The sequence below is a fragment of the uncultured Frigoribacterium sp. genome, from assembly GCF_963515265.1.
GTDB lineage: Bacteria > Actinomycetota > Actinomycetes > Actinomycetales > Microbacteriaceae > Frigoribacterium.
Genome location: NZ_CAUPYL010000002.1, coordinates 1 through 20,908 on the forward strand (window position 1 = coordinate 1; position 20,908 = coordinate 20,908).

The 20,908-nt window shown below is 70.1% G+C and carries 24 protein-coding genes; 12 read left to right on the forward strand and 12 right to left on the reverse strand.

All coding sequences use genetic code 11. The features are described from left to right. The 3 genes from RWM17_RS00355 to RWM17_RS00365 all read left to right on the forward strand — a co-directional run. On the forward strand, nucleotides 1-1,878 hold a 1,878-nt coding region (locus tag RWM17_RS00355; protein WP_314100576.1), incomplete at its 5' end, for an iron ABC transporter permease. A gap of 222 nt (nucleotides 1,879-2,100) precedes the next feature. Continuing rightward, nucleotides 2,101-3,612, forward strand: coding sequence for a cryptochrome/photolyase family protein (locus RWM17_RS00360; protein WP_314100577.1), 1,512 nt, complete (start codon nucleotides 2,101-2,103; stop codon nucleotides 3,610-3,612). Between the two features lie 153 nt (nucleotides 3,613-3,765). Then, nucleotides 3,766-3,984 (forward strand): hypothetical protein, encoded by a 219-nt coding sequence (locus tag RWM17_RS00365; protein ID WP_314100578.1) that lies wholly within the window; start codon nucleotides 3,766-3,768, stop codon nucleotides 3,982-3,984. Between the two features lie 57 nt (nucleotides 3,985-4,041). Here RWM17_RS00365 and RWM17_RS00370 read toward each other — a convergent pair whose 3' ends face one another. The 9 genes from RWM17_RS00370 to RWM17_RS00410 all read right to left on the reverse strand — a co-directional run bounded on the left by RWM17_RS00370 (nucleotide 4,042) and on the right by RWM17_RS00410 (nucleotide 11,752). Continuing rightward, nucleotides 4,042-4,329, reverse strand: a complete 288-nt coding sequence (locus RWM17_RS00370) for a hypothetical protein (RefSeq protein WP_314100579.1) — start codon at nucleotides 4,327-4,329, stop codon at nucleotides 4,042-4,044. Nucleotides 4,330-4,710: 381 nt separating this feature from the next. Beyond that, on the reverse strand, nucleotides 4,711-5,313 hold the full coding sequence (locus RWM17_RS00375; protein WP_314100580.1) for a TetR/AcrR family transcriptional regulator: 603 nt from the start codon (nucleotides 5,311-5,313) through the stop codon (nucleotides 4,711-4,713). Between the two features lie 215 nt (nucleotides 5,314-5,528). After that, nucleotides 5,529-6,044, reverse strand: a complete 516-nt coding sequence (locus RWM17_RS00380; RefSeq protein WP_314100581.1) for a DUF4383 domain-containing protein — start codon at nucleotides 6,042-6,044, stop codon at nucleotides 5,529-5,531. Nucleotides 6,045-6,279: 235 nt separating this feature from the next. Continuing rightward, nucleotides 6,280-6,528, reverse strand: a complete 249-nt coding sequence (locus RWM17_RS00385; RefSeq protein ID WP_123546918.1) for a zinc-ribbon domain-containing protein — start codon at nucleotides 6,526-6,528, stop codon at nucleotides 6,280-6,282. 33 nt (nucleotides 6,529-6,561) lie between these two features. Continuing rightward, nucleotides 6,562-7,776, reverse strand: a complete 1,215-nt coding sequence (locus tag RWM17_RS00390; RefSeq protein ID WP_314100582.1) for a hypothetical protein — start codon at nucleotides 7,774-7,776, stop codon at nucleotides 6,562-6,564. Beyond that, nucleotides 7,776-8,849: an extracellular solute-binding protein gene (locus RWM17_RS00395; protein ID WP_314100583.1), complete on the reverse strand. Its 1,074-nt coding sequence runs from the start codon at nucleotides 8,847-8,849 to the stop codon at nucleotides 7,776-7,778. Before RWM17_RS00395 ends, RWM17_RS00390 begins: the two co-directional genes overlap by 1 nt. Before the next feature lie 115 nt (nucleotides 8,850-8,964). Then, a complete protein-coding gene (locus RWM17_RS00400; RefSeq protein WP_314100584.1) occupies nucleotides 8,965-10,074 on the reverse strand; it encodes an ABC transporter ATP-binding protein in 1,110 nt (369 codons plus the stop codon). Further along, nucleotides 10,071-10,931, reverse strand: coding sequence for an ABC transporter permease (locus RWM17_RS00405; protein ID WP_314100585.1), 861 nt, complete (start codon nucleotides 10,929-10,931; stop codon nucleotides 10,071-10,073). Before RWM17_RS00405 ends, RWM17_RS00400 begins: the two co-directional genes overlap by 4 nt. Continuing rightward, nucleotides 10,928-11,752: an ABC transporter permease gene (locus RWM17_RS00410; RefSeq protein ID WP_314100586.1), complete on the reverse strand. Its 825-nt coding sequence runs from the start codon at nucleotides 11,750-11,752 to the stop codon at nucleotides 10,928-10,930. Before RWM17_RS00410 ends, RWM17_RS00405 begins: the two co-directional genes overlap by 4 nt. Before the next feature lie 241 nt (nucleotides 11,753-11,993). On the opposite strand from RWM17_RS00410, the gene RWM17_RS00415 reads away from it, so the two are divergent. From RWM17_RS00415 to RWM17_RS00425, 3 genes are all read left to right on the forward strand, one after another. Then, entirely contained in the window at nucleotides 11,994-12,971 is a 978-nt protein-coding gene (locus RWM17_RS00415) for a LacI family DNA-binding transcriptional regulator (protein WP_314100587.1), read from the forward strand. Between the two features lie 155 nt (nucleotides 12,972-13,126). Then, entirely contained in the window at nucleotides 13,127-13,690 is a 564-nt protein-coding gene (locus RWM17_RS00420; protein ID WP_314100588.1) for a recombinase family protein, read from the forward strand. A gap of 406 nt (nucleotides 13,691-14,096) precedes the next feature. Next, nucleotides 14,097-14,600: a toll/interleukin-1 receptor domain-containing protein gene (locus RWM17_RS00425; protein WP_314100589.1), complete on the forward strand. Its 504-nt coding sequence runs from the start codon at nucleotides 14,097-14,099 to the stop codon at nucleotides 14,598-14,600. A 50-nt stretch (nucleotides 14,601-14,650) separates the two neighbouring features. Here the strand turns inward: RWM17_RS00425 and RWM17_RS00430 are convergent, their stop codons facing one another. Continuing rightward, complete coding sequence (locus tag RWM17_RS00430; protein ID WP_314100590.1) at nucleotides 14,651-15,295, reverse strand: hypothetical protein; 645 nt, start codon at nucleotides 15,293-15,295, stop codon at nucleotides 14,651-14,653. 157 nt (nucleotides 15,296-15,452) lie between these two features. Here RWM17_RS00430 and RWM17_RS00435 point away from each other — a divergent pair, with 157 nt between their 5' ends. The 4 genes from RWM17_RS00435 to RWM17_RS00450 all read left to right on the forward strand — a co-directional run bounded on the left by RWM17_RS00435 (nucleotide 15,453) and on the right by RWM17_RS00450 (nucleotide 17,557). Beyond that, a complete protein-coding gene (locus RWM17_RS00435) occupies nucleotides 15,453-16,508 on the forward strand; it encodes a hypothetical protein (protein WP_314100591.1) in 1,056 nt (351 codons plus the stop codon). A gap of 121 nt (nucleotides 16,509-16,629) precedes the next feature. Next, nucleotides 16,630-16,872 (forward strand): hypothetical protein, encoded by a 243-nt coding sequence (locus RWM17_RS00440; protein WP_314100592.1) that lies wholly within the window; start codon nucleotides 16,630-16,632, stop codon nucleotides 16,870-16,872. A 95-nt stretch (nucleotides 16,873-16,967) separates the two neighbouring features. After that, a complete protein-coding gene (locus tag RWM17_RS00445) occupies nucleotides 16,968-17,090 on the forward strand; it encodes a hypothetical protein (protein ID WP_314100593.1) in 123 nt (40 codons plus the stop codon). A gap of 20 nt (nucleotides 17,091-17,110) precedes the next feature. Continuing rightward, complete coding sequence (locus tag RWM17_RS00450) at nucleotides 17,111-17,557, forward strand: hypothetical protein (RefSeq protein ID WP_314100594.1); 447 nt, start codon at nucleotides 17,111-17,113, stop codon at nucleotides 17,555-17,557. Between the two features lie 99 nt (nucleotides 17,558-17,656). Here RWM17_RS00450 and RWM17_RS00455 read toward each other — a convergent pair whose 3' ends face one another. Beyond that, the gene (locus RWM17_RS00455; protein ID WP_314100595.1) at nucleotides 17,657-18,220 is read right to left on the reverse strand and encodes a helix-turn-helix domain-containing protein; all 564 of its coding nucleotides are present in this window, start codon (nucleotides 18,218-18,220) and stop codon (nucleotides 17,657-17,659) included. Nucleotides 18,221-18,340: 120 nt separating this feature from the next. On the opposite strand from RWM17_RS00455, the gene RWM17_RS00460 reads away from it, so the two are divergent. Further along, entirely contained in the window at nucleotides 18,341-19,006 is a 666-nt protein-coding gene (locus RWM17_RS00460) for an SDR family NAD(P)-dependent oxidoreductase (protein WP_314100596.1), read from the forward strand. Between the two features lie 175 nt (nucleotides 19,007-19,181). On the opposite strand, the gene RWM17_RS00465 is transcribed toward RWM17_RS00460, so the two are convergent. Further along, nucleotides 19,182-19,817, reverse strand: a complete 636-nt coding sequence (locus RWM17_RS00465) for an isochorismatase family protein (RefSeq protein WP_167259636.1) — start codon at nucleotides 19,815-19,817, stop codon at nucleotides 19,182-19,184. A 118-nt stretch (nucleotides 19,818-19,935) separates the two neighbouring features. Here RWM17_RS00465 and RWM17_RS00470 point away from each other — a divergent pair, with 118 nt between their 5' ends. Further along, nucleotides 19,936-20,883 carry a GlxA family transcriptional regulator gene (locus RWM17_RS00470; RefSeq protein WP_167259635.1) on the forward strand — a complete coding sequence of 316 codons (948 nt, stop codon included), beginning with the start codon at nucleotides 19,936-19,938 and terminating at the stop codon, nucleotides 20,881-20,883. Nucleotides 20,884-20,908 lie beyond the last annotated feature (25 nt).

Sequence of the window (20,908 nt, forward strand, 5' to 3'; positions counted from 1 at the left end):
GTCGTGGCGTCGCGCCTGCCGCGGATGGCGGCGGCGATCCTCGTCGGCGTGGCCCTCGGCGCCGCGGGGGCGGCGTTGCAGACCGTCAGCCGCAACGTACTGGCGTCGCCGGACACCCTCGCGGTGAACGCCGGCGCGTACGCGGCCCTCGCCGTCGCGTCGGTGACCGGTCTCTCGCTGCCGCTGGTCGCCTCCTCGGGCATCGCGTTCGTCGGCGGGCTGCTCGCCGCGGGCGTCGTCCTAGCCCTGTCGGGCCTCGGCTCGGGGTCGGTGCGGCTCGTGCTCGCGGGCAGCGCCCTGGCGCTCGGACTCGCCAGCGTGACGAGCGCGCTGCTGCTGCTCTTCCCTCGCGAGACCGCGGGGCTCTACCAGTGGGGGCAGGGCAGCGTCGGGCAGAACGGCTTCTCGTCGGTCGCCCAGATGGCCCCGGTCGTGCTCGTCGGCCTCGTCGTCGTGCTGCTCATGACGCGCCGGCTGGACGCGCTCGGCCTCGGCGACGACGCAGCCCGCAGCGTCGGGGTCGACGTGCGCACCACCCGCGTCGTCACCGTCGTCGCGTCGGTGCTGCTCTCGGCCGGCGCGGTCACCGTCGCCGGGCCGATCGGCTTCGTCGGGCTCTGCGCCCCCGCGTTCGTGCGGCCGCTGCGGCGGCTCGTGCCGAGCGTCCGCCGCACCTGGGTGTTCGTGTCGCTCGCCGGGCTCGCCGGCGCCGCCGTGGTGCTCGCCTCGGACGTGCTGCTGCGTGCCGTCGTCGGGCCGGAGGCGTCGGTCCAGGTGCCGACCGGCATCGTCACGTCGATCGTCGGCGCGGTCGTGCTCGTGGTGCTGGCCTTCCGGGCGGCGGACCACGGCGGCTCGACCCCGACCGAGCAGCACCGGGTCGTCTCTCGGCGCCGCTTCGTGCTCGTGCTCGCCGCGCTCGTGGTCGTGGCCGTCGGCGTGGCCGTCGCCGGGGTGCTGCTCGGTGACGCCGTGCTGCTGCTCGGCGACGTCGCCAACTGGGCGACCGGGCGCGCGGGACCGGTCGTCAGCTACGTGCTGGACACCCGGGTGCCGCGGGTCGTCGCCGCCCTGCTGGCCGGGGCTGCGCTCGCCCTCGCCGGGGGGCTCGTGCAGTCGGTGACGCGGAACCCGTTGGCGGAGCCGAGCATCCTCGGCGTCTCCGGGGGAGCCGGGCTCGGCGCCGTCGTCGCGGTCACGAGCGTGCCCGCGATCTCGGGCTGGGGCGTCGCCGGGGCCGCGTTCGCCGGGGCCGTCGTCGCGGCGGTTGTCGTCTTCGGCCTGGCCGCACGCGGCGGGTTCCCGCAGAACAGGCTCGTGCTGATCGGCGTCGGGGTGGCCGCCGCGACCGCCGCGGCCATCAGCCTGCTGATCGTCCTGACCGACCCGTTCAACGGCGCGAAGGCCCTGACCTGGCTGTCGGGGTCGACCTACGGCCGCTCGTTCGCCGACTCGGTGCCGGTCGCCCTCGCGCTGGTCGTCGGCCTCGTCGCCGCGGGGACGAGCCACCGGGCACTCGACCTCGTCGCCCTCGACGACGACACCCCCCGACTGCTGGGCGTCTCGCTGTCGAGGTCGCGCCTGCTCTTCCTGTCGCTCGCGGTGCTGCTGACCGCCGCCGCGGTCGCCGCCGTCGGGGTGGTCGGGTTCGTCGGGCTGGTCGCCCCGCACGCCGCCCGCTCGCTCGTCGGAGCCCGCCACGCCCGCGTGCTGCCCGTAGCCGTCGTCCTCGGCGCGGCGCTCGTCGGCCTCGCGGACGTCGTCGGCCGCACCGTCATCGCCCCGGCCCAGCTCGGCGCGGGGCTGCTCACGGCGCTGATCGGGACGCCGTACTTCGTGTGGCTCCTCTGGCGCGGCCGCGCCGCCCGCCGGCGCTAGCCCCTGCCCCTCCTCCTGCCACCGCGCCTCCTGCCGTCGCGCCTCCTCGCACCAGGCCTCCTCTTTCCCTCCCGTCGCTTCTCCCGCCCCTGTCACCACCCAGTGGTCCGAATTCGGCCCTGTCGGCCGTCCGGACGACAGTTGCTGACCACTCGTCGAGGCGGCGGCGTCCGACGACGCACAGCCGGGGGCGATGTCGGAGGCGGGGCGTAGGTTCCGAGCATGTCCGAGACGCCTGCCGCCGACGTCCGCGCCCCCGCCCGCGCCCGGCTGATCCTGCCCGGGCAGTACGGCGACGAGTTCGACGACGGCGGCCCCGTCGTCGTGGTCGAGGCGCGCGACGCCTTCACCCGTCGGCCCATGCACCGCGCGAAAGCGCACCTCTGGCTCTCCGCGCTGCGGCACCGGGTCGCAGAGCTCGGCGACCGGGCGACCCACGTGCAGGTCGAGACCCTCGACGAGGTGCTCGACGACGCTGCCGGGCTCGGCCCGTTCGAGGTCGTCGACCCGCCCGACCGCCAGCTCCGCGCGGCCGTCCGCCGAGAGGGCCGCGACGTCCGCGTGCTGCCGAGCCGCGGGTTCGTGACGAGCGAGGCGGAGTTCGCGACCTGGGCGGCCTCCCGCAAGGGGCGCCTCCTCATGGAGAACCACTACGAGACCGTCCGTCGCCGCGAGGACTGGCTGATCGAGGGCGACGGGCCGGCAGGCGGCAAGTTCAGCCTCGACGAGCAGAACCGCAACCCGCCGCCGAAGGGCGCGACGACCCTCGGGCTGCCCGACCCGGTCTGGCCCGACGAGGACGAGATCGACGACGCGGTCCGTGCCGACCTCGACGCGTGGGTCGCCGACGGCAGCGTCGTGTTCGTCGGCGCCGACGACCGGCGCCGCTTCGCGGTCACGCCGGCCGAGGCCGAGGCTGCCCTCGACGACTTCGTCGAGACCCGCCTCGGCGACTTCGGCCCCTTCGAGGACGCGATGCTCTCGAACGACTGGACCATGTCGCACTCCCTGCTCAGCGTCCCGATGAACCTCGGCGTGCTCGACCCCCGGCACGTGATCGAGCGCGTGCTCGAGGCCCACGCCTCAGGAGGCGCGCCCCTGGCGAGCGTCGAGGGCTTCGTCCGGCAGATCGCGGGCTGGCGCGACTACGTCTGGCACCTGTACTGGCACCTGGGCGAGTCGTACACGACCGACAACAACGCCCTCGGCGCGACCGAGCCGCTGCCCCGGTGGTGGCGGGAGATCGACGCGACCGAGGTCCAGGCCGAGTGCCTGCGCAGCACCCTCGAGACGGTGCACCAGCACGGCTGGACGCACCACATCCAGCGGCTGATGATCCTCGGCAACTGGGCGCTGCAGCGCGGCTACCGGCCGGCCGAGCTCACCGACTGGTTCACGGACGTCTTCGTCGACGGCACCGAGTGGGTGATGCCGGCGAACATCGTGGGCATGTCCCAGCACGCCGACGGGGGAGTGGTGGCGACCAAGCCCTACGCCGCCGGGGGCCGCTACATCCACTCGATGAGCGACCACTGCGGCTCGTGCCCGTTCTCGCCGACCGTGCGGGTCGGCCCGACGGCGTGTCCGTTCACGGCGGGCTACTGGGCGTTCCTCGACCGGGTCGAGCCGGCGCTGCAGGGCAACCCGCGCATGATGCGTCCCCTCCAGGGGCTCCGTCGGCTGGACGACCTCGACGAGGTGATCGCGCAGGAGGCGGCGCGCACGACCCCCTGACCGGTCGCGTCCGGCGCCGTGCCGTCCCTCGATTCCGGACGGCTGCCTGGCCGTCGAACGAATCACCAGAACTGGGGGGCGTCCTCGATTCCCTCCTCTGGGCCTCGGGCTGCGAACATCGTGCAGACCCGACACGACCCCGAGGAGGCCACGATGAACGAGCAGGAACGACGCCGACCGCTGTTCGTCGACGACGTCACCGACCCCGGCGTGTGGGAGGCGGCCGCCGAGCGGCGTGCCCTGGCCGCCTCTGCCCGACGCTCGTTCGCCCGCCGCACGGCGGACCACCTCGGCGAGGCGCTCGGCGTCAGCGCCGCCCCGCGCGTGCTGCTCGGCTCGGCGGACGACGACGCGCAGGTCCCCGCCCTCTGAGCTCCCCGCGGCTTTCAGCGACGTGACCGCCGACGCGGTCACCATCGTGGTCGCGAGTCAGCTGGCGGACGTGCCCGCCGCCTCCTCGTCGTCCGTGACGAGTTCGCTCTCGTCCAGGTCGTCGAGCTCGTCGTTGCCGGCCGCCTCGATCCAGTCGGTCGCGTCGTCCGAGAGGTAGAACTCCTCGGCGTCCACGTCGGCGGCCCAGTCGTCGTCGGCCGTCGGCTCGCCCGTGACGGCAGTGATCTGCTCGAGCACCCAGGCGGGGACGACGTCGCCCGCGTTGTCGATCAGCCACTGTCGGGTCGAGGGGACGAGCTCGGACCACCATTCGTCGATGCGCATGCACCGAGCCTGACACGTCCGGGGTCCTCGGCGCTCGTCCGCGCCTCCCCGTGTCGAGGATTCAGGCATCGGCGTCGTGACGCGTGCTCGCTGCCGAGCAGCGGGCGTCTCGACGACACGGACACCTGAGTCCTCGACACGTCATGCCGCGGCTGCGCTCGCGCTCGTCTCTCACGCCGCGCGCGTCTCGGTCGTCGAGCTCGCTCCGTCGGCGGAGGTCGACGCGCACGCCGCGTCGGCTGCGCCGCACCGCAATTCAGGAGGCGGACGTCGCGGACTCCTGATCCGTGCACGACTCAGGACCCCCGCTCCCCCCGTCGCGCAAAGCAGGACAGATCTTCCTGAATGAGGAGAGAACGGCCGCGAGGGGGCGGGCGGCGGTCACCAGCCGCGGGTGAGCCCCTCGAGCCCGAGGTCGAACGCGACGACGACGTCGTGGTCGGGCTGGAGCAGCATCTGCAGCTGCAGCCCCATGTACAGCGCGACGACGCTCGTCGAGAGCGCGGCGACGTCGGTGCCCGCGGGCACGTCGCCCTGGCTGAGGTCGAACGCGAGCCCCTGGAACACCATCGCGTGGAAGTCGCGGTAGCTGTCGCGGACGAACCGTCCGGAGAGGTCGCCCGCGTCGGCCGAGCCGATCGAGAGCGTCATGAGCGAGCGCGACAGCCCGCGGTGCACGTTGCTGTGCGCGACGAGTCCCCGCACGAAGCCGAGCGTCGCTGCGCCCGCCGTCTCGCGGGCGACCTGCTCGAAGCGGTCGAGGTTCCACCGGTCGACGGCGGCGAGCACGAGCCCCTCCCACGACGGGAAGTGCCGCTCGACGCAGGCAGGCGACATGCCGGCGGTACGGGCCACGGCGGAGACGTCGGTCGCGTCCCAGCCCAGCACGTCGAGCGTCTCGACGGTGGCGGCGACGATGCGCTTGCGGTCCGCGACGCTCGTCTCGAACGCGCTCGGTTCGTGGTGCGCGGTGATGGTGCTCACGCGGTCTCCTCGGTGGCTGGCGGTCGCGGCGGGTGGGTGAGTCCCCGCCTGTCGTCCGTGTCCCCAGCTTGGAGCAGGCAGCCGGTCCCGACCACCCCCTCCGCGCCCCCAACCCGGGTGCCACGCCCACCCACGCACGAGGAGGCGCGACGCCGGTCGTCCCGGCCCCGCCCCACCTCGCGGCGACCACGGGGGACGCTGGAGCGGCGGCCGCCTCAGCCGCGCGTGCGAGGAGCCGAGCCGGTCGAGCCGGTCGAGCCGATAGGACCGGTCGACCGGGTCACCGTGCGGCGGCGCCCCAGCAGCAGGCCGAGCGCGACCATGCCGACGGCCAGGCCGAGGTGCAGCCAGTTGTCGGCCTGGTTCAGCGGCACGAAGTTGCTGCTCCCGGCGTGGTCGCCGAAGAACAGGCCGTAGATCCAGAGCACGAGGTAGACCACGCCGCCGACGATCAGATAGCTGCGCGAGGACGAGGCGCTGCGGGCGAGCGCGACGCCGGCGACGCCGAAGAGCAGGTGCACGAGGTTGTGCAGCACCGAGACCTGGAACACCCCGAGCAGCATCGCGCCCGACATGTGCCCGGCGAACTGGAGCGAGTCGACGTCGGTGGTGAGCCCCGGGACGAAGCCGGCGACCCCGACGAGCAAGAAGACGACGCCGACGACGAGGCTCGCCTTCTGGACGGGCGTGGCGGCGTAGCGACGGTCGTCGGTGCGGGCGGTGGTGCTCATGGCGGCTCCTGTCGGTCGTGGGCGCGTCGGCGCCCCGGGGTCCGGGCCGCCCGGTGGCGGCGGCTCGCTGACGCCCCAGTCGACCACCGCGCCCTCGCCCGCGATCACGTCGCGCTGCACCCCTTGACACGGCGACGGAGCGCGAGGCAGGGGCGGCGCGACGACGGGGCGGACCGGAGGAGCCGCGGTGCGAGCAGCCGAGGAGCCGCGGTGCGAGCAGCCGAGGAGGCGCCCGTCAGCCCTGCCGTGCCGCCCACTCCTGCGAGTGCTCGGCCTGCTCCCGTGTGAGGTCGGTGACGCCGCCGCAGTTCGTGCACTGCACGTGGTACCGCTTCGACACGGTGAACAGAGGCACGAAGAACAGCGTGAAGCGCGTCGAGCGGCGGGCGACCTGCTGGTCGACGGTGCGTCCGCAGAACCGGCAGGCGAACACGACGACGGTCAGCAGGGCCTGGCGGACGGAGGTGCCGAAGAGCAGGAACATCCCCCGACGCTACCGAGGCCCCGGCCCTGACGCTCAGCGAGCGCCGACGCCGACCTCCGACCCCAGCTGCGAGTCGAGCGCCGCGAGCTCGGCGACGAACCGCTCGCGCAGCGCCGCCTTCTCGGCCGCGGGCAGCCACGACGCGTCGACGCCGGCGAGGGCCATGCGCCGCACCTGGTCGGCGCTCGCGCCGATCTGCTCCGAGACGATGCGGTACTCCTGGCTGAGCGACGTGGGGAACATGCCCGGGTCGTCCGACGCCGGGACGACGTTCAGCCCGGCGTCGAGCATCGCGGCGATCGACGCGCGCCGCCACGGTCGCCATGAGCGGCGCGACGTCGTCGAGACGACCGTGAACGCGACCTGCTCGTCGCGCATCCGGGCCACGACGTCGTCGTCCTCGAGCACGTAGTACCCGTGGTCGATGCGGTCGCAGCCGAGCTGGTCGAGGCAGGTGATCGTGTTCACCGCGGTCGGCGCGTGCTCGGACGAGTGCGCGGTGCGGCCGAGGCCGGCCTCGCCGGCGAGCCGGTAGGCGTCGACGAAGCGCTCGGGCGGGCCCGACGTCTCGAGGTTGTCGAGCCCGATGCCGGCGACGTACTCGTGCGGGTGGTCGACCACCTGCTGCACGAGGGCGAGGGCGTGCTCGCCCGACTTGCTGCGGTCGATGCCCTGGATCATCCGGCCCGTCATGCCGAAGTCGCGCTCCGCCATGCGGATGCCCTCCGCGTACGCCTCGACGGACCCGGCGTAGCCGAGCGACTCGAGGTGCGGCGGCACGGCGTCGAAGAACAGCTCGAGGTGACGGGTCCCGCTGCTGCGGTGCGCCTCCTCGAAGGCCTCGTAGGTGATGCGGGTCAGGTCGTCCGCGTCGCGGAGCACCTCGACGACCCAGTTCGACGCCTGGAACAGCGAGTACGACACGTCGGGCTCGCCCTCGCTGCGGCCCTGCGGCACGGGGACGCGCGTGTCGCGGTAGAGCGCCGGGTCGGGCGGCAGCGAGTTGATGTCGGCGAAGATCCGCTCGGGCTCGGCGGGCAGCGCGAGGCCCTCGCGCCGGGCGAGCTCGGCGAAGGTGGACGCCCGCACGGTGCCGATCAGGTGGCAGTGCAGGTCGGTCTTCGGCATCCGGTCGAGGTACCACCCCGGCAGCGAGGAGGCGGTCGGCGAGGAGGCGGTCGGTGAGCCTGCCGTCAGCGAGCCGGCCGGCAGCGGGTCGGAGGTCAGGGCGCGTGCGTCGGCACCCATCAGCGCGACGTCACCTCACGAGCGAAGCGGTCGACCCACTCGGCGCGCGTCGGGACGAGCTCGGTCGGGTCGAGCGTGGCGTAGCCGGCGGCGATCGGGTCGGCGGCGATGTCGCCCACGACGTCCTGGATGGTCGAGGGGATGGTGGCGTCGGGGTTCACGGGCAGGTCGCCGACGATCTCGGCGGACGACGACTGCGCCTCGGCCGACAGCAGGTAGTCGACGAACTGCGAGGCGCCGTCGACGTTCTCGGCGCCCGTCGGGATCATGGCGCGGTTGGTGGCCATGTACTTGCCGGTCGCGGGCGGCGTCCAGGCGACGGCCTCGCCCGAGGCGACCAGGTCGGTGGCGAAGCCGCTCAGCGCGTCGGCGGCGACGATCTCGCCCTGCGTCAGCAGGTTCGTGACCTCGGTCGACGAGCTGTAGAACTGCAGCACGTTCGGCGACCACTCGCCGAGCTGCTCGAGCGCGGCGTCGATGTCGTAGGGGCCGTCGCCGAACTCGGAGGCGACGCCCGAGACCATCAGCTGGCCGGCGGTCACCGAGATGTCGGGCAGGGCCACACGGCCCTCGAGGTCGGAGTCGCCGTACAGCGACCAGTCCGCGGCCTCGTCGGCGTCGAGCTCGTCGGTCGAGTAGAGGGTGCCGTTGAGCTGGTAGCTGTAGGCGGGGCCGACGTAGGCGTCCTCGGTCGCGAAGTCGGCGACGGCCTCCAGGTTGGGCACGTCGGCCGCCTCGACCTGCTGGAACAGGTCGTCCTCCTGGCCGAGGGCCGCGTAGTAGTCGCTGATCAGCATGACGTCGATGCCGGGGTCGCCGTCGGCGAGCTGCAGCTTTGACAGCCGGTCGGCGTTCGAGCCGGTCTCGATCTCGACCTCGATGCCGGTGGCCTCGGTGAACGGGTCGACCACCGCCTCCTGGAACTCCTCGACGCCGAACGGGAACGTGCTGACGACGATGCTCTCGGCGTCCGACGACGACGCGTCGCCCGACGAGCAGCCGGCGAGCACGACGGCGGAGACGGCGAGGCCGGCGGCGAGGGCCAGGGGCCGTGTGCGGGAGGTGCGGGTCATGGTGGTCCTTTCGAGGAAGGGCAGAGGGGCTGCGGGAGGCGCAGAGGGCCGGAGGCGCGGCTGCGGTCGAGGGGAGGGTGGCGCGGAGGGGCAGGTAGAGGAGGTGCGGGTCGGCTCAGTCGGCCAGCGCGACGAGCCGGGACTCCGGCGCGGTCACGACGACGTCGTCGCCGGGCGCGAGCGACGACGTGCCCGTCGCGCGCACGTCGGACACGAGCCGCACGCGGGCGCCGGAGGCGTCGATCGCGGCGACCGTGACGAGCAGGTCGACGCCGCGGTACGCGACGTCGGTGACGGTGCCGGGGAGGTGCAGGCCGGCCGCGGCCGGTGCTGCCGCCCGACCCGCGCCTCCTGCGGTCGGCTCGACCACCAGGTGCTCGGGCCGCACCGTCAGCGAGGTGCCGTCGGCCGCCGCGACGAAGTTCTCGTAGCCGAGGAAGTCGGCGACGAAGCGGTTCGCGGGGGCGGGGAACACGCTCTGCGGGGCGCCCTGCTGCATGATGCGCCCGGCGCGCATGAGCACCATGTCGTCGCTCATCTCGAGCGCCTCGTCCTGGTCGTGGGTGACGAGGACGACGGTGAGCCCGGTCTCGCCCTGGATGCGGCGGATCTCGGCGCGCATCTGGACCCGGAGGCGGGCGTCGAGGTTCGAGAGCGGCTCGTCGAGCAGCAGCAGCTTCGGCCGGATCGCGATGGCCCGGGCCAGGGCGACGCGCTGCTGCTGACCGCCGGAGAGCTTCTTCGGCTTGCTCGCCGCGAGGTGCCCGAGACCGACGAGGTCGAGGGTCTCGGCGACGCGACGGGCGCGCTCGTCGGCGGGCACCCGGCGCAGCTTCAGGCCGTAGCCGACGTTCTCGGCGACCGACAGGTGCGGGAACAGCGCGTACGACTGGAACACCATGCCCAGCCCGCGCTTCTCGGGCGGCGTGCGGGTCGTGTCGTCGCCGTCGATCAGGATCGTGCCGCTCGTCGGGGCCGAGTAGCCCGCGAGCATGCGCAGCGTCGTCGTCTTGCCGCAGCCGGAGGGGCCGAGCAGTGTCGTCAGGGCTCCGCGGCGGATCGACAGGTCGATGCCGTCGACGGCGGTGAAGTCGCCGAAGACCTGGCTGACGCCGCGCAGCTCGGCGGCGGGGCGGTCGGCGGAGGGGCTCTCGGAGCCGGGCTGGGTACCGGTGCTGGCGTGCTCGGCGCCGGGGCGGGTGCCGGCGGGGTCCGTGGTGCTCACTTGTTGATGCCTCCGAAGATCTTGGCGAAGCCGACGGTGCGCTCGGCGACCACGGCGACGACGACGGTGGCCGCGAGGATCAGCGTGGCCATCGCGGCGACCATGGGGTCGTAGCTCTGCTGCACGTAGTCGAGCATCGTGACCGGCAGGGTGCGGAAGTCGCGGCTCTGCAGCAGCAGCGACAGGGGGACGTTGTTGAACGAGGTGACGAAGCTGAGCAGCGCGGCCGAGAAGATGCCGGGCCGCAGCAGCGGCAGCGTCACGGTGAAGAAGGCGCGGACCGGGCTGGCGCCGAGTCCGCGGGCCGCCTCCTCGAGCGACGGGTCGGCGAGGGCGAGGGAGGCGCCCGTCACCCGGACCGCGTACGGCATCATCAGCGCGGTGTGGCCGATCAGCAGCGTGGGGAAGTTCGCGAGCCCGAAGCCGATCATCAGCTGCTGGTAGAGCGCGAGGCCGACGACGAGCTCGGGGACGATCAGGGGCGAGAGGAACATGCCCTCGATCAGGCCCTTGCCGGGCAGGCGGCCGCGGTGGACCGCGAGCGTGACCGGCACGCCGACCGCCAGGGCGATGACCGTGGCGAGCACGGCGAGCTGCAGGCTCGAGACGAGGGCGCCGGTGAAGGGCGCGTACGTGACGGCCTTCTCGAACCACTGCAGCGAGAAGCCCTGGGGCGGGAACGTCAGCGTCCGTCCGCCCGTGAACGCCGTCGCGACGACGAACAGGATCGGCACGATCATCACGACGTAGCCCGCGACCGCGAGGGTCCCGGCGACGGGGCGGCCTGTGCCGGGGGTCTTGCTGCTGCGGGTCGTGCTGGTGCGGGCGGTGCTGCGGGGCGTGCTGCTGCGGGTCACTGGGTGGCTCCCTTGCGGGCGACGAGCGACGAGAGGCCCGAGACGACGAAGACGAGCACGGTCATGATCAGGGCGGTGGCGGAGGCGCCGGCCCAGTCGATCGTGACGCTCGAGTACGAGAAGAGCTGGGTGCTGAGCATGCGCTGGCTCGACCCGCCGAGCAGGTAGGGGGTCGTGTACGCGGTGACCGACCCGGCGAAGACGAGTGTCGCCGCGACGACGATGCCCGGGCTCGAGAGCGGGACGACGATGCCCCAGAAGGTGCGCGACCGGCTGGCGCCGAGGCCGCGCGCGGCGTCGTCGAGGCCGGCGTCGACCTGGGCGACGGCCGAGTAGCACGAGATGATCGCGAGCGGCAGGAACAGCTGCGTGAGGCCGAGGACGATCGCGAGCTCGGTGTAGAGCAGCTGCGGCGCCCGGTCGACGAGGCCGAGCCCGACGAGCAGCTGGCCGATCGCGCCCTGCGAGCCGAGCACGACGAGCCACCCGAAGGTGCGGACGACGTTGCTGAGCAGCAGCGGGAAGATCGCGAGGGCGAGCAGCACGCTCGACCAGCGCGACGTCGAGCGGGCCAGCAGGTACGCGATCGGGAACCCGAGCACGATGCACACGACGGTGACGATCAGCCCGAGGCCCACGGTGCGGCCGATGATCCGCAGGTCGTACGGGTCGGTGAGCATCTGGCCGACGCGGCCGAGCACCTCGCCCGTGCCCACGCCGGGAGGGGCGACGAGCATCGCCAGCGACGGGACGAGGAACCCGACGAGCAGGAAGGCGAGCCCGGGCAGCAACAGCAGCAGGGCGGTCTTGCGAGTGGTCACGACGAGCCTTTCGTGGCGGTCGGGGTACGACGTTCGTACGGGGCCGCCTCGTCGGCGCCCAGGTCGCCGAGGGGGCGGTGACAGGGAAGTCGAGGAGGCGGTGCAACCGGTTGTGCAACCGGTCTCATCAACCATAGGGTCCCCCTGGGGGCAGCACGACCACCGCGTGTAACGATCATGTGAAACGTGGTCGGACCGTGCCCCTAGGCTCGCTGCAGGCACGACGACGGAGGGGACGCGCATGTCGACACCGCGCATGTCGACACTGGCCGACGTCGCCGCGCTCGCGGGGGTCTCCAAGGCGACCGCCTCCCGCGCCCTCAGCCGTCCCGAGCTGGTGCTGCCCGAGACGGCGGGCCGTGTGCTCGCCGCCGCCGAGCAGCTCGGCTTCGTCGCGAACCGCGCTGCGCGCCAGCTCGCCCGGGGTCGCAGCGGGCTGATCGCCCTGGTCGTCCCCACGCTCGAGAACTCGTACTTCACGCCCGTGATCGCGGGCGCGCAGGCGCTGGCCGGCGAGCACGACGTGCAGCTGACCGTCGCGGTGCACCCGCTCGCGCACCCCGGCGAGCTCGTCGCGTTCGAGCGGCTCTCGGCCCAGGTCGACGGGTTCATCGTGGTGGCGCCCCGCGGGCCCGACGAGGTCGTCTCGGCCGCCGCCTCCTCGAAGCCGACCGTACTCGTCGACCGGGAGGTCGCCGGGCTCTCGTCGGTCGTGGCCGACACCGCCGCGGCGTTCGGCTCGCTCGTCGCGCGCCTGATCGACGGCGGCCACGAGCGCATCGTCTACGTCGGCGGGCCGGAGGGCTCGTGGCAGGACGCCCAGCGCACCGAGGCCGTCACCCGTGCCGCCCACGGACGCGCGTCGCTCGTGCGGCTCGGGCCGTTCCCCTCCACCTTCGCGGCCGGGGTCTCGGTGCTCCCCGCGGTGCTCGAGGCGCAGGCGACCGCCGTCGTGCCCTATGCGACCGCGATCGGGCTGGGGCTGATGTTCGCGCTGGGCGACCGGCCCGCCTCCTCCCGGGTCGTCGTCAGCTCGGAGAGGATGGTCGTCGACTCGCTCGGCCTCGTCGGGGTCCCGGCGATCGACGTCGACGGCGACGAGCTGGGCCGCGTCGCGACGGGCCTGCTGCTCGACCTGGTCGACGGCCGAGGAGGCGCGGGCACGGAGCGCGCGCAGCGTCGCCTCCCCGTCCCGGTGCGCTGGCCCGCCGGGGCATGACGCTGCCCGGGCGCCCGGGTGCCGGTCGTTCATTGGGACACTTTCTTGAGCCCATCTCGGCCGGCTGAGGCCAAGTGGCGCCTGGCCTGCGGATTCGCGTATGCCTGTCCCGCAAAAATGCCCGGTGATGGGGGTCTAAACGCTACAGTCGTCGAATGCTCATCAGATACGCCCGCGTGTCGACCTCGGGACAGGATCTAGCAGCACAGCGTGACGGTCTTGCAGCACTGGGTGTTGACGATCAACACGTGCATGTTGACCACGGTCTGTCGGGCACGACTCGAGCACGACCCGGCCTCCGTGAGGCGCTGGCCGCGTGCCGTGCCGGCGACGTTCTAGTCGTCACGAAGCTTGATCGCCTAGCGCGTTCACTCCGGGATGCGACGGACATCGCGGACGAGCTGACGAAGAAGGGCGTGGCCCTGAACCTCGGGGGAGCGGTCTACGACCCCACCGACCCCGTCGGCCGGCTCCTGTTTAACGTGCTCGGCATGGTGGCCGAGTTCGAGGCCGACCTGATCCGGGCCCGGACCCGCGAGGGCATGGCGATCGCCAAGGCCGCGGGCAAGCTCCGCGGCCGCAAGCCCAAGCTCACCGCCTCGCAGGAGAAGCACCTCGTGCAGCTGCACCGGACCGGTGAGCACACGACGAGCGAGATTGCCGAACTATTCGGCGTCGCCCGATCGACGGTTTATCGGGCCGTTCACCGGGCCCACTGACGCGTTGCCTTCGGTCTGAGGTGTCGGTAGGCGCGGTGACGCACTGCAATGTCGGCGGCAGAAAGTAGAGTTCCGCTCATCAACAGACGGCAGACGCTGATGGTCGTAGCGGGGCCGCTTCGACCACACGCAAGGCTTAAAGGAGAACTGACGGATGTCTCAGTGCACAGCCCCTGTTTACGGCCACATCAGGGGTGGCGGGGCAGATTGCCCAGTTCACGGACGCAGTGGGGGTTACTACAGCGATTACTCTGAACCCTCATATACGCGTTATTCGCCGCCCCCTGTTACGTCTGTCGTCAGGACTGGGCGGTCGACAAGTAGCGGCGGTGGGCGAAGTGGGGGCAGGGCCGCTCGACCCAGTTGGTCTCCTAAATCGTCGCCTGTCTCTTACTCTCCGCAGCAGGTGCGTGATCTCGCGCCCGTCCGCGCAGCCACCGTGGTCCGGACGCAGGCGCAGGATGTTTTCCTGTGCCATGCCTGGCCGGATCGTCAAGCGGATGCCAAGGAGGTCTATGACTTGCTTGTTGCAGAGGACGTGTCAGTGTGGTTCAGCGAGGTGAGCTTGAGGCCGGGCACGGACATGCGACTCGCGATCGAGAAGGGTCTTGTTAGTTCGAGGATGGGAATTGTCCTGGTGACACCAGCCATGCTCGGCAAACTGCGCACCGATCGAAGCATCGCGAACAACGAATTGAGTGCTCTGCTGCGTCGGAACCTGCTCGTGCCAGTCCTGCACGGCGTGACATTCGAGGAGCTCGACAACGTCAGCCCCATGCTCGCGTCGCGAGGAGGGTTCAACACGGATGAAGAGCCCATGGAGGACATTATCGTGAAGGTCGCCGAGCTGGTCGGAGAGCTTGCCGATGAAGAGGCCGACGAGCTGAGTCTCCGCTCGGTCCCTCAGTAGAGCAAGCGCATAGGAGGCGCGCCTTTGGAAGGTGTCCGGTAGGGGATCGGCTAGGGGGCAAGGATGGTGCGCGGGCGGTTCTGAGCGAGGAGCCCTCGAATAGTGGTTGCGAGGGCGACAGCTCGTGTGCCGCGCATGCGGGCTACTGGAAGCCACCTTGATTCGAGGAGAAGAAGGGATGTCGTACCGGCTTCGGTCGTGACGCGCAGCGTCGTTGCGGGAACGCGCTCGGAGCTGCGTCCTACCGAGAGGGACGTGATGTCTCTTGCCGGCCATGTCGCCACCAGCTCGTTCTTGATGAAGCCTTGCCACACCTCGATGCGGTCGTTGGTGGCCACGATGGTGAAGGTGCGAATCGAGAACGCATGCGGCACGTTGCGGGCGTGGGCGTAGCTCGTGGCGTTCCAGATGCCGTCAGCGAGGACAGCGTTCTTGTATCGGTTCTTGAGGGCGGCCCGGCGCCGACTTCTGAGCCACCCCCAAACGATGAGCACTACGACAATGGCGGCGACCGCATACAGCAGCGATGAGAATTCCTTGAAGGCGTCAGCCACCGCCAATTGGCCAGTGAGCACCTTGAAGACAGTTGGGGCTTCTCGTAGGAGGGTCAGGGTGACGGCGATCCAGAGAAGCCAGTCGTCGGCGATTCCACCGGTCGGCACCGAGTCCGTGTCTCGCGGGTCTTCGATCGTCACCAGCTCAGCATGAGGTGGAGAAGTCAAAGTCCGCAACCAGGGTTTCAGATGGATGGGTGAAGTGTCCGGTAGGGCATCGGCTGGCGGTCACGATCAGGGCCAAAACTGGGGGCGGCTGCTGCGACTCCGGTTCTGCCATCGTCCCTAGTCTTGCGGGATGGCTGATGAACCTTCCGCTGAGACGCTGGCTGCTGTGTCCGCTGAGTGGGACGCACGGTGGGCGCCTGCTGCCCCTGGAACGCGAGAGAGCTACATGTTCGGCAGCGGGATCTCGCTGCTGTTCGACAGGCTTCCGACGTTGCACACTCATGCCGAGCAAGCCGTCGAGTACGCGGAGACGGTCTTCAGGTCCTTGAGTCTCCTTCGGGCCCTCAGCGACACTGCGACGGACCAGCGCGTCTTCGCGTCGTCCTTCAGCTGGTCCAACGGCCCCGATCCCGTTGGGCGCGACAGCTGGATCGAGCGGTTCCTCCCCGCAACCCTGTGGCACTCGGCGGTTGAGCGCTCCTGGATGGCTGACCCTGATGCTCCTGACGAGCTTCCCGTGTACGAGCACACCTGGGTCACCGAGCTCAGCCTCGACGATCCGGCCCTGGCCGCGGCCGTGACTCTGGCTACCAATGGGGAGGACCTCGTGGTCTACCCGAGAGACGCTTCGTGGGTTTTCACATCCGTGGAGGCGGGCGCTCATGTGCGAACGGACGGTGACAGGGCGTCCTTGCTCGTAAAGCAGTGCTCCGAATGGGTTGGAAAGGCCACCCACGAGCGCCCCACCAAAGTGTCTCTTGACGATGTGCGTGGGTGGCAGATCGACTTCTCGTACCTCGACGAACGGACTGCCGGCCAGATCCTGGACCTGGCCGAGACTCAAGGGCTGCTGCCTGGGCCAGTCCAAGGGCACCTCGTCGATCCGCGGGACGAACTAATCGTGTCCTTATCGCGTGAACAAGGTCAGCGCCTGCGCATCCTCACCTCCGACGAGCCGAACGTCGTCGTCGACGACTGGACGGGGTCCAGTCGTGAGATGACTCCGGCCATGGTGCGAGACGAGATGGAGGGCGGGCGTACGTCACTAGGGGATCTTGACGAGTTCCTCGACGAGGTCGGCTACCGCCACCCTGCGGAAGCTCAGAACGGCCACCTGCCTCGACACTTCTGGAACCCTCGACACAACTACGACGGCATCGAGGGGTCTGCAGCAGGAGGCTCATGAACTGATTAGCAGTTCGCTCTCACGGTGCCCGGTAGGGGATCGTCTGCCGGGCTCAGAGCCTTTGCCGCATCTACAGTGAGGCGACCCCCTTGAGGGATGCAAACGAGGAGAAAAGATGAACGTGCTTGAGGACATCAAGGTTTGGGGGATGTTGCCCCGCGAGATCGCCTACATCTGTTTCAGTGCGGTCGTCATCCTGACTGGCCTGGTGACTGTGGCCGGTCTGATCCTCGGCTTGTGGTGGATGTTCATCGGATCGGCCTTGGGAGCCGCGGTCGCAGCGCTCTTGCTGAAGCTCTCTCTTCATTTGAAGGAGATCGCTTATTTGCAGTTCGAAGAGAGCCGATCGCAGGTCTCGGACTAGATAGAGGGCGGACGTGGCCATAGATCTCGGGGCGTCCCGATAGCCGATCGCTGAGCGAACTCTTCTACGGCTCGCGAGAGCGCTCTGCTTTCGTCTTGGCCTCCTTCTTCAGCGCGCTGGCGGGCGTCGTCGATGGAGTCGAGGTGCTGCCGGTTGACCTTGCCGCCGTAGTCGTTAACGGTGAATTCGGCAAGGCCGAGAGGCTCGACTGCTCCTAGTCTTTGCCTGACCAGCAAGCATGGCCACGACGGGAGACCCAATGAATCGAACTCTTCTGGCACTCGTCCTTGCTTCCGCAATCGTCGTCGGTGCCACTGGCTGCACCGGAAGTTTCGAGGACGTCTACGAGGACCAGATCGCGATTGGTGAAGAGCTCAATCTCGACGAGGTTGGCGACGTGACGGCAATCAACGGCCTCGGAGGTGGCACGACCCCGGCCAGCCTCGAGTACGTCGTCGAAGGGCCCGAGGTACGAGCGCTCCTTGCGAAGCAACTAACGGACTCGGGTTTTGAGCCCGGGCGTGATGTTGGTGGCCGAGAGTCCTGGACGCGGGACATGCCAGGTGCCCATCATCGAGTGACCCTGCTCTTCTTCGAAGAAGGGACCGTGATCGCACTCGACGGTAGGTCAGAGGTCGATGGGATCACCACCAAGGCGCCGGGCGTTCGCATCTACATCAGGTGACCCCAATGCGTGCAGCACGTCAGCCTCCGAGCCTCAGTCGAAACGCTCATGTGCCGGTAGGGGATCGGCCAGTGCGACACCGGGCCTTGCTGACTCGAGCTAGGCGGTCCAGGCTGCAGCAAGACCACGATCGACGACGCGCCGCCAGGCGACGGGCGCTGCAGGATCGCGGCTCGCCGTCCCGGCCATCCAGAGCACGGCCATGAGGTCGTCGGGGGTGAAGTCTTCTGACAGTGAGCCCGCGGTGTGGGCGTTTTCGACGAGCTTCTTCCCGAGCGCTGTGGATCGCTCGCAGGCGGTGATGAGGGCTGTGGCGTCCGGGTATCGCCGGAGCATGGCGTCGTTCATGACGGGATCGCTGAGCTGCAGCTCGATCATCTCCGAGATAAACGTCTCCAGCTGGCCGCGCGGGGACTGCTGGCTCAGAGTCCTCTCGGTGAGGGTCTTCAGCTTCTCGCCCACGACGGCAGGCACGACAGCGTCGATCAGTGCCTCCCTCGATCCCACCCGGTTGTAGAGCGTCCCGATGCTCACACCGGCCTCACGGGCGATGTCCTCCAAAGGCGCGGACAGGCCGCGGCGCGAGAACACCGCGAGGGCCGCCGTGTGCAGCTTGTCGAGGTTCGCCTGCGCGTCACGGCGAAGGCCCGGGGTCTTCTTCACAGCAACTCCACTGGATATTGAGGGTCGTCTCAACATAGGCTGCACCCGGGTTGAGGACGACCTCAACTTAGCCCACCGGCACGACGCCCTGACGAACGACGGGCCGCGGAAGGAAGCACCATGCCTCTCATCGCCATCATCGGAGTGGGCCCTGGCCTCGGTCTCGAGATCGCCCGTTCCTTCGGCCGGCGAGGTTTCGACGTCGCCCTCGTCGCCCGCGACCAGGCCAAGCTCGACACCCTCGCGAAGACCCTCGAGGGGGAAGGCGTCCGTGCTCGGGGATTCACCGCCGACGTCAGCCGCCCCGAGACGATCACGAGCGCCCTCGCCGAGATCAAGGGCATCCTCGGCCCGATCGACGTCCTCGAGTTCTCACCCGCCGACCCGACCTTGGCTGCCGTCGACGTCCTCGACGTCACGATGGAGAATCTCCAGCCGCAGATCGACTTCTACCTCGGCGGAGCGCTCACGGCCGTCGGAGCGGTGCTGCCCGACATGATCGCCGCCGGGAACGGAGCGGTTCTCGTCACCACCGGGGGCGGGTCGATCAGCCCGATGCCCTTCCTCGGCAATGTCAACATCGCCGCCGCGGGTCTTCGGAACTGGACTCTCAACCTCCACAACGCACTCGCCGAGAGGGGCGTCTACGTCGCCCACGTCGGGATCACCGCCCTCATCGGAGCCGGCCACCCCGACGCGGAGCCCGACGTCATCGCCCAGGCCTACGTGAAGCTCTACGACGAGCGGAAGGACGCGGAGCTGCACCACGTCGCCTACGACGGTTGACGCGTGCATCGGCTCGTCTTGAGGCAGATCCTCTCGAATTGGCTTTGTCGTGCCCGATAGGGGATCGGTTCGCGGACGAGTCTGTCAAGCTAGGCCGTCGTTCGGAACACGCATTCGGTCAAACACTGCTTAGCCCGGTCGGGGCACGCGGCCAGGTCGAGCAGCGCCTATCGGGTTATCGCGCGAAGCGCTTGGCGCCGGACATCGCGGAGGAGGGCAGGTTGTCCTTCGGGAGCGTTTCTCCCTCGGCCAGTGCGGTGATCCAGGCATCCGTCGACTCGACGGCGGCGAAATTCGAGTTCATCAAGGCCATGAGGGTCGTGTGGACGGTCTCCGCGTCGACGTGGCCGGCGTCGTTGCTGATGCTGATGGCTCCGGTCGCGTCAGAGAGGACCTCCGCGGCGATGCCGATGGTCTCTGCCTGGGCAGCGGAGGCGATGATGCAGTTGTTGGTCATGTAGCCGACGAGGGTGACAGTGTCGACGCCGTTCTCCTGAAGCCAGTCGACGAGGTCGGTCCCGGCGAAGACGGAGCCGTACTGCTTCGTGATGGCCTTCCAGGCAGGGGTGCGGCGCTGCTCGATCTCGGGGTGCAGTGCGAACCCGGGAAGGGTGGGGTTGAACACCGGGGCGTCGTCGCCTGCTGTGTGCTGGACGACGACGACGGGAATGCCGTTCGCTTCGGCGGCATCGATGGCGGCGATGATCCGCGGGAGCGAATCCGTCGGGGCGGGGTACTGGATCTCCAGTGGGCCGGTGAAGTACTCCTGCTGGATGTCGACGAGGACGAGGGCGCGAGCGGGCGTGGTCATGGTGTGCTCCTGACGGTTGAGCCGAGATGGACATCACGAGTCTGGGCCGAGCGCAGAGAAAGCACCATTGGCACGTAGGCCGCTTTACGATGAGTACGGGCCAATACGAGGAGGCGACGTGAAGATCGCGATCTATGCGTTCGACGGTGTGACGATGTTCCATCTCGCGGTCCCGCAGATGGTGTTCGACGAAGTCACCCGCCAGGGGCTGGCCGACTGGCAAACGATGCTCTTCGCTGACCGTGCGGGATCCGTCCGCACCGCCGAGGGGTACGTCATCGGCGGGGCCCAAGGGCTGACGGCCGTCGAGGACGTTGATCTTGTTGTCGTTCCCTCTTGGATCCCCGACGGGCGGGAGCCCGGGCCGGCGCTCCGGAAGGCACTCCTGGCCGCTCACGGCGGGGGCGCGACGATCGCCGGGCTCTGCCTCGGAGCCATCGCCGTCGCCGACCTCGGTCTCCTCGACGGGCGGAGCGCCATCACCCACTGGCACGCCGTCGACGACCTCGCTCGGAAGCACCCCGCAGTGGACGTCGAGGCCGACGTGCTCTATCTCGACCACGGCGACGTCATCACGTCGGCGGGCACCGCATCGGGTATCGACGCGTGCCTACACGTCGTCAGGACCCACCTGGGCGCGGAGGCGGCCAACAAGGTCGCCCGGAGCCTCGTCGTCGCCCCGCACAGAGAGGGAGGTCAGGCCCAGTTCATCGAACGCCCGGTACCCCAGAACGAAGGGGACGACCCGGTCGGGGTGGCGACAGCATGGGCGCTGGAGCACTTGGCCGAAGACCTGAGCGTGGACCGGCTCGCGGCAGCTGCTCATCTCAGCCGACGGACCTTCGTCCGTGCCTTCCGTGCGGCGACCGGATCCACACCTGCCGCCTGGGTCAGGAGTCGCCGGCTCGACGAGGCCCGGCTCCTCCTCGAGAGCACGGAACTCCCGGTCGAGCAGGTCGCCGCGCACTGCGGCTTCGGCAACGCGGTGACGCTGCGGCAGAACTTCGCTGAAGCTTTCGGCAGCACACCGTCGAGCTACCGGAAGCGCTTCGCCACGACCACGTGACGCATGAGCGCGTTGCTCACTATGC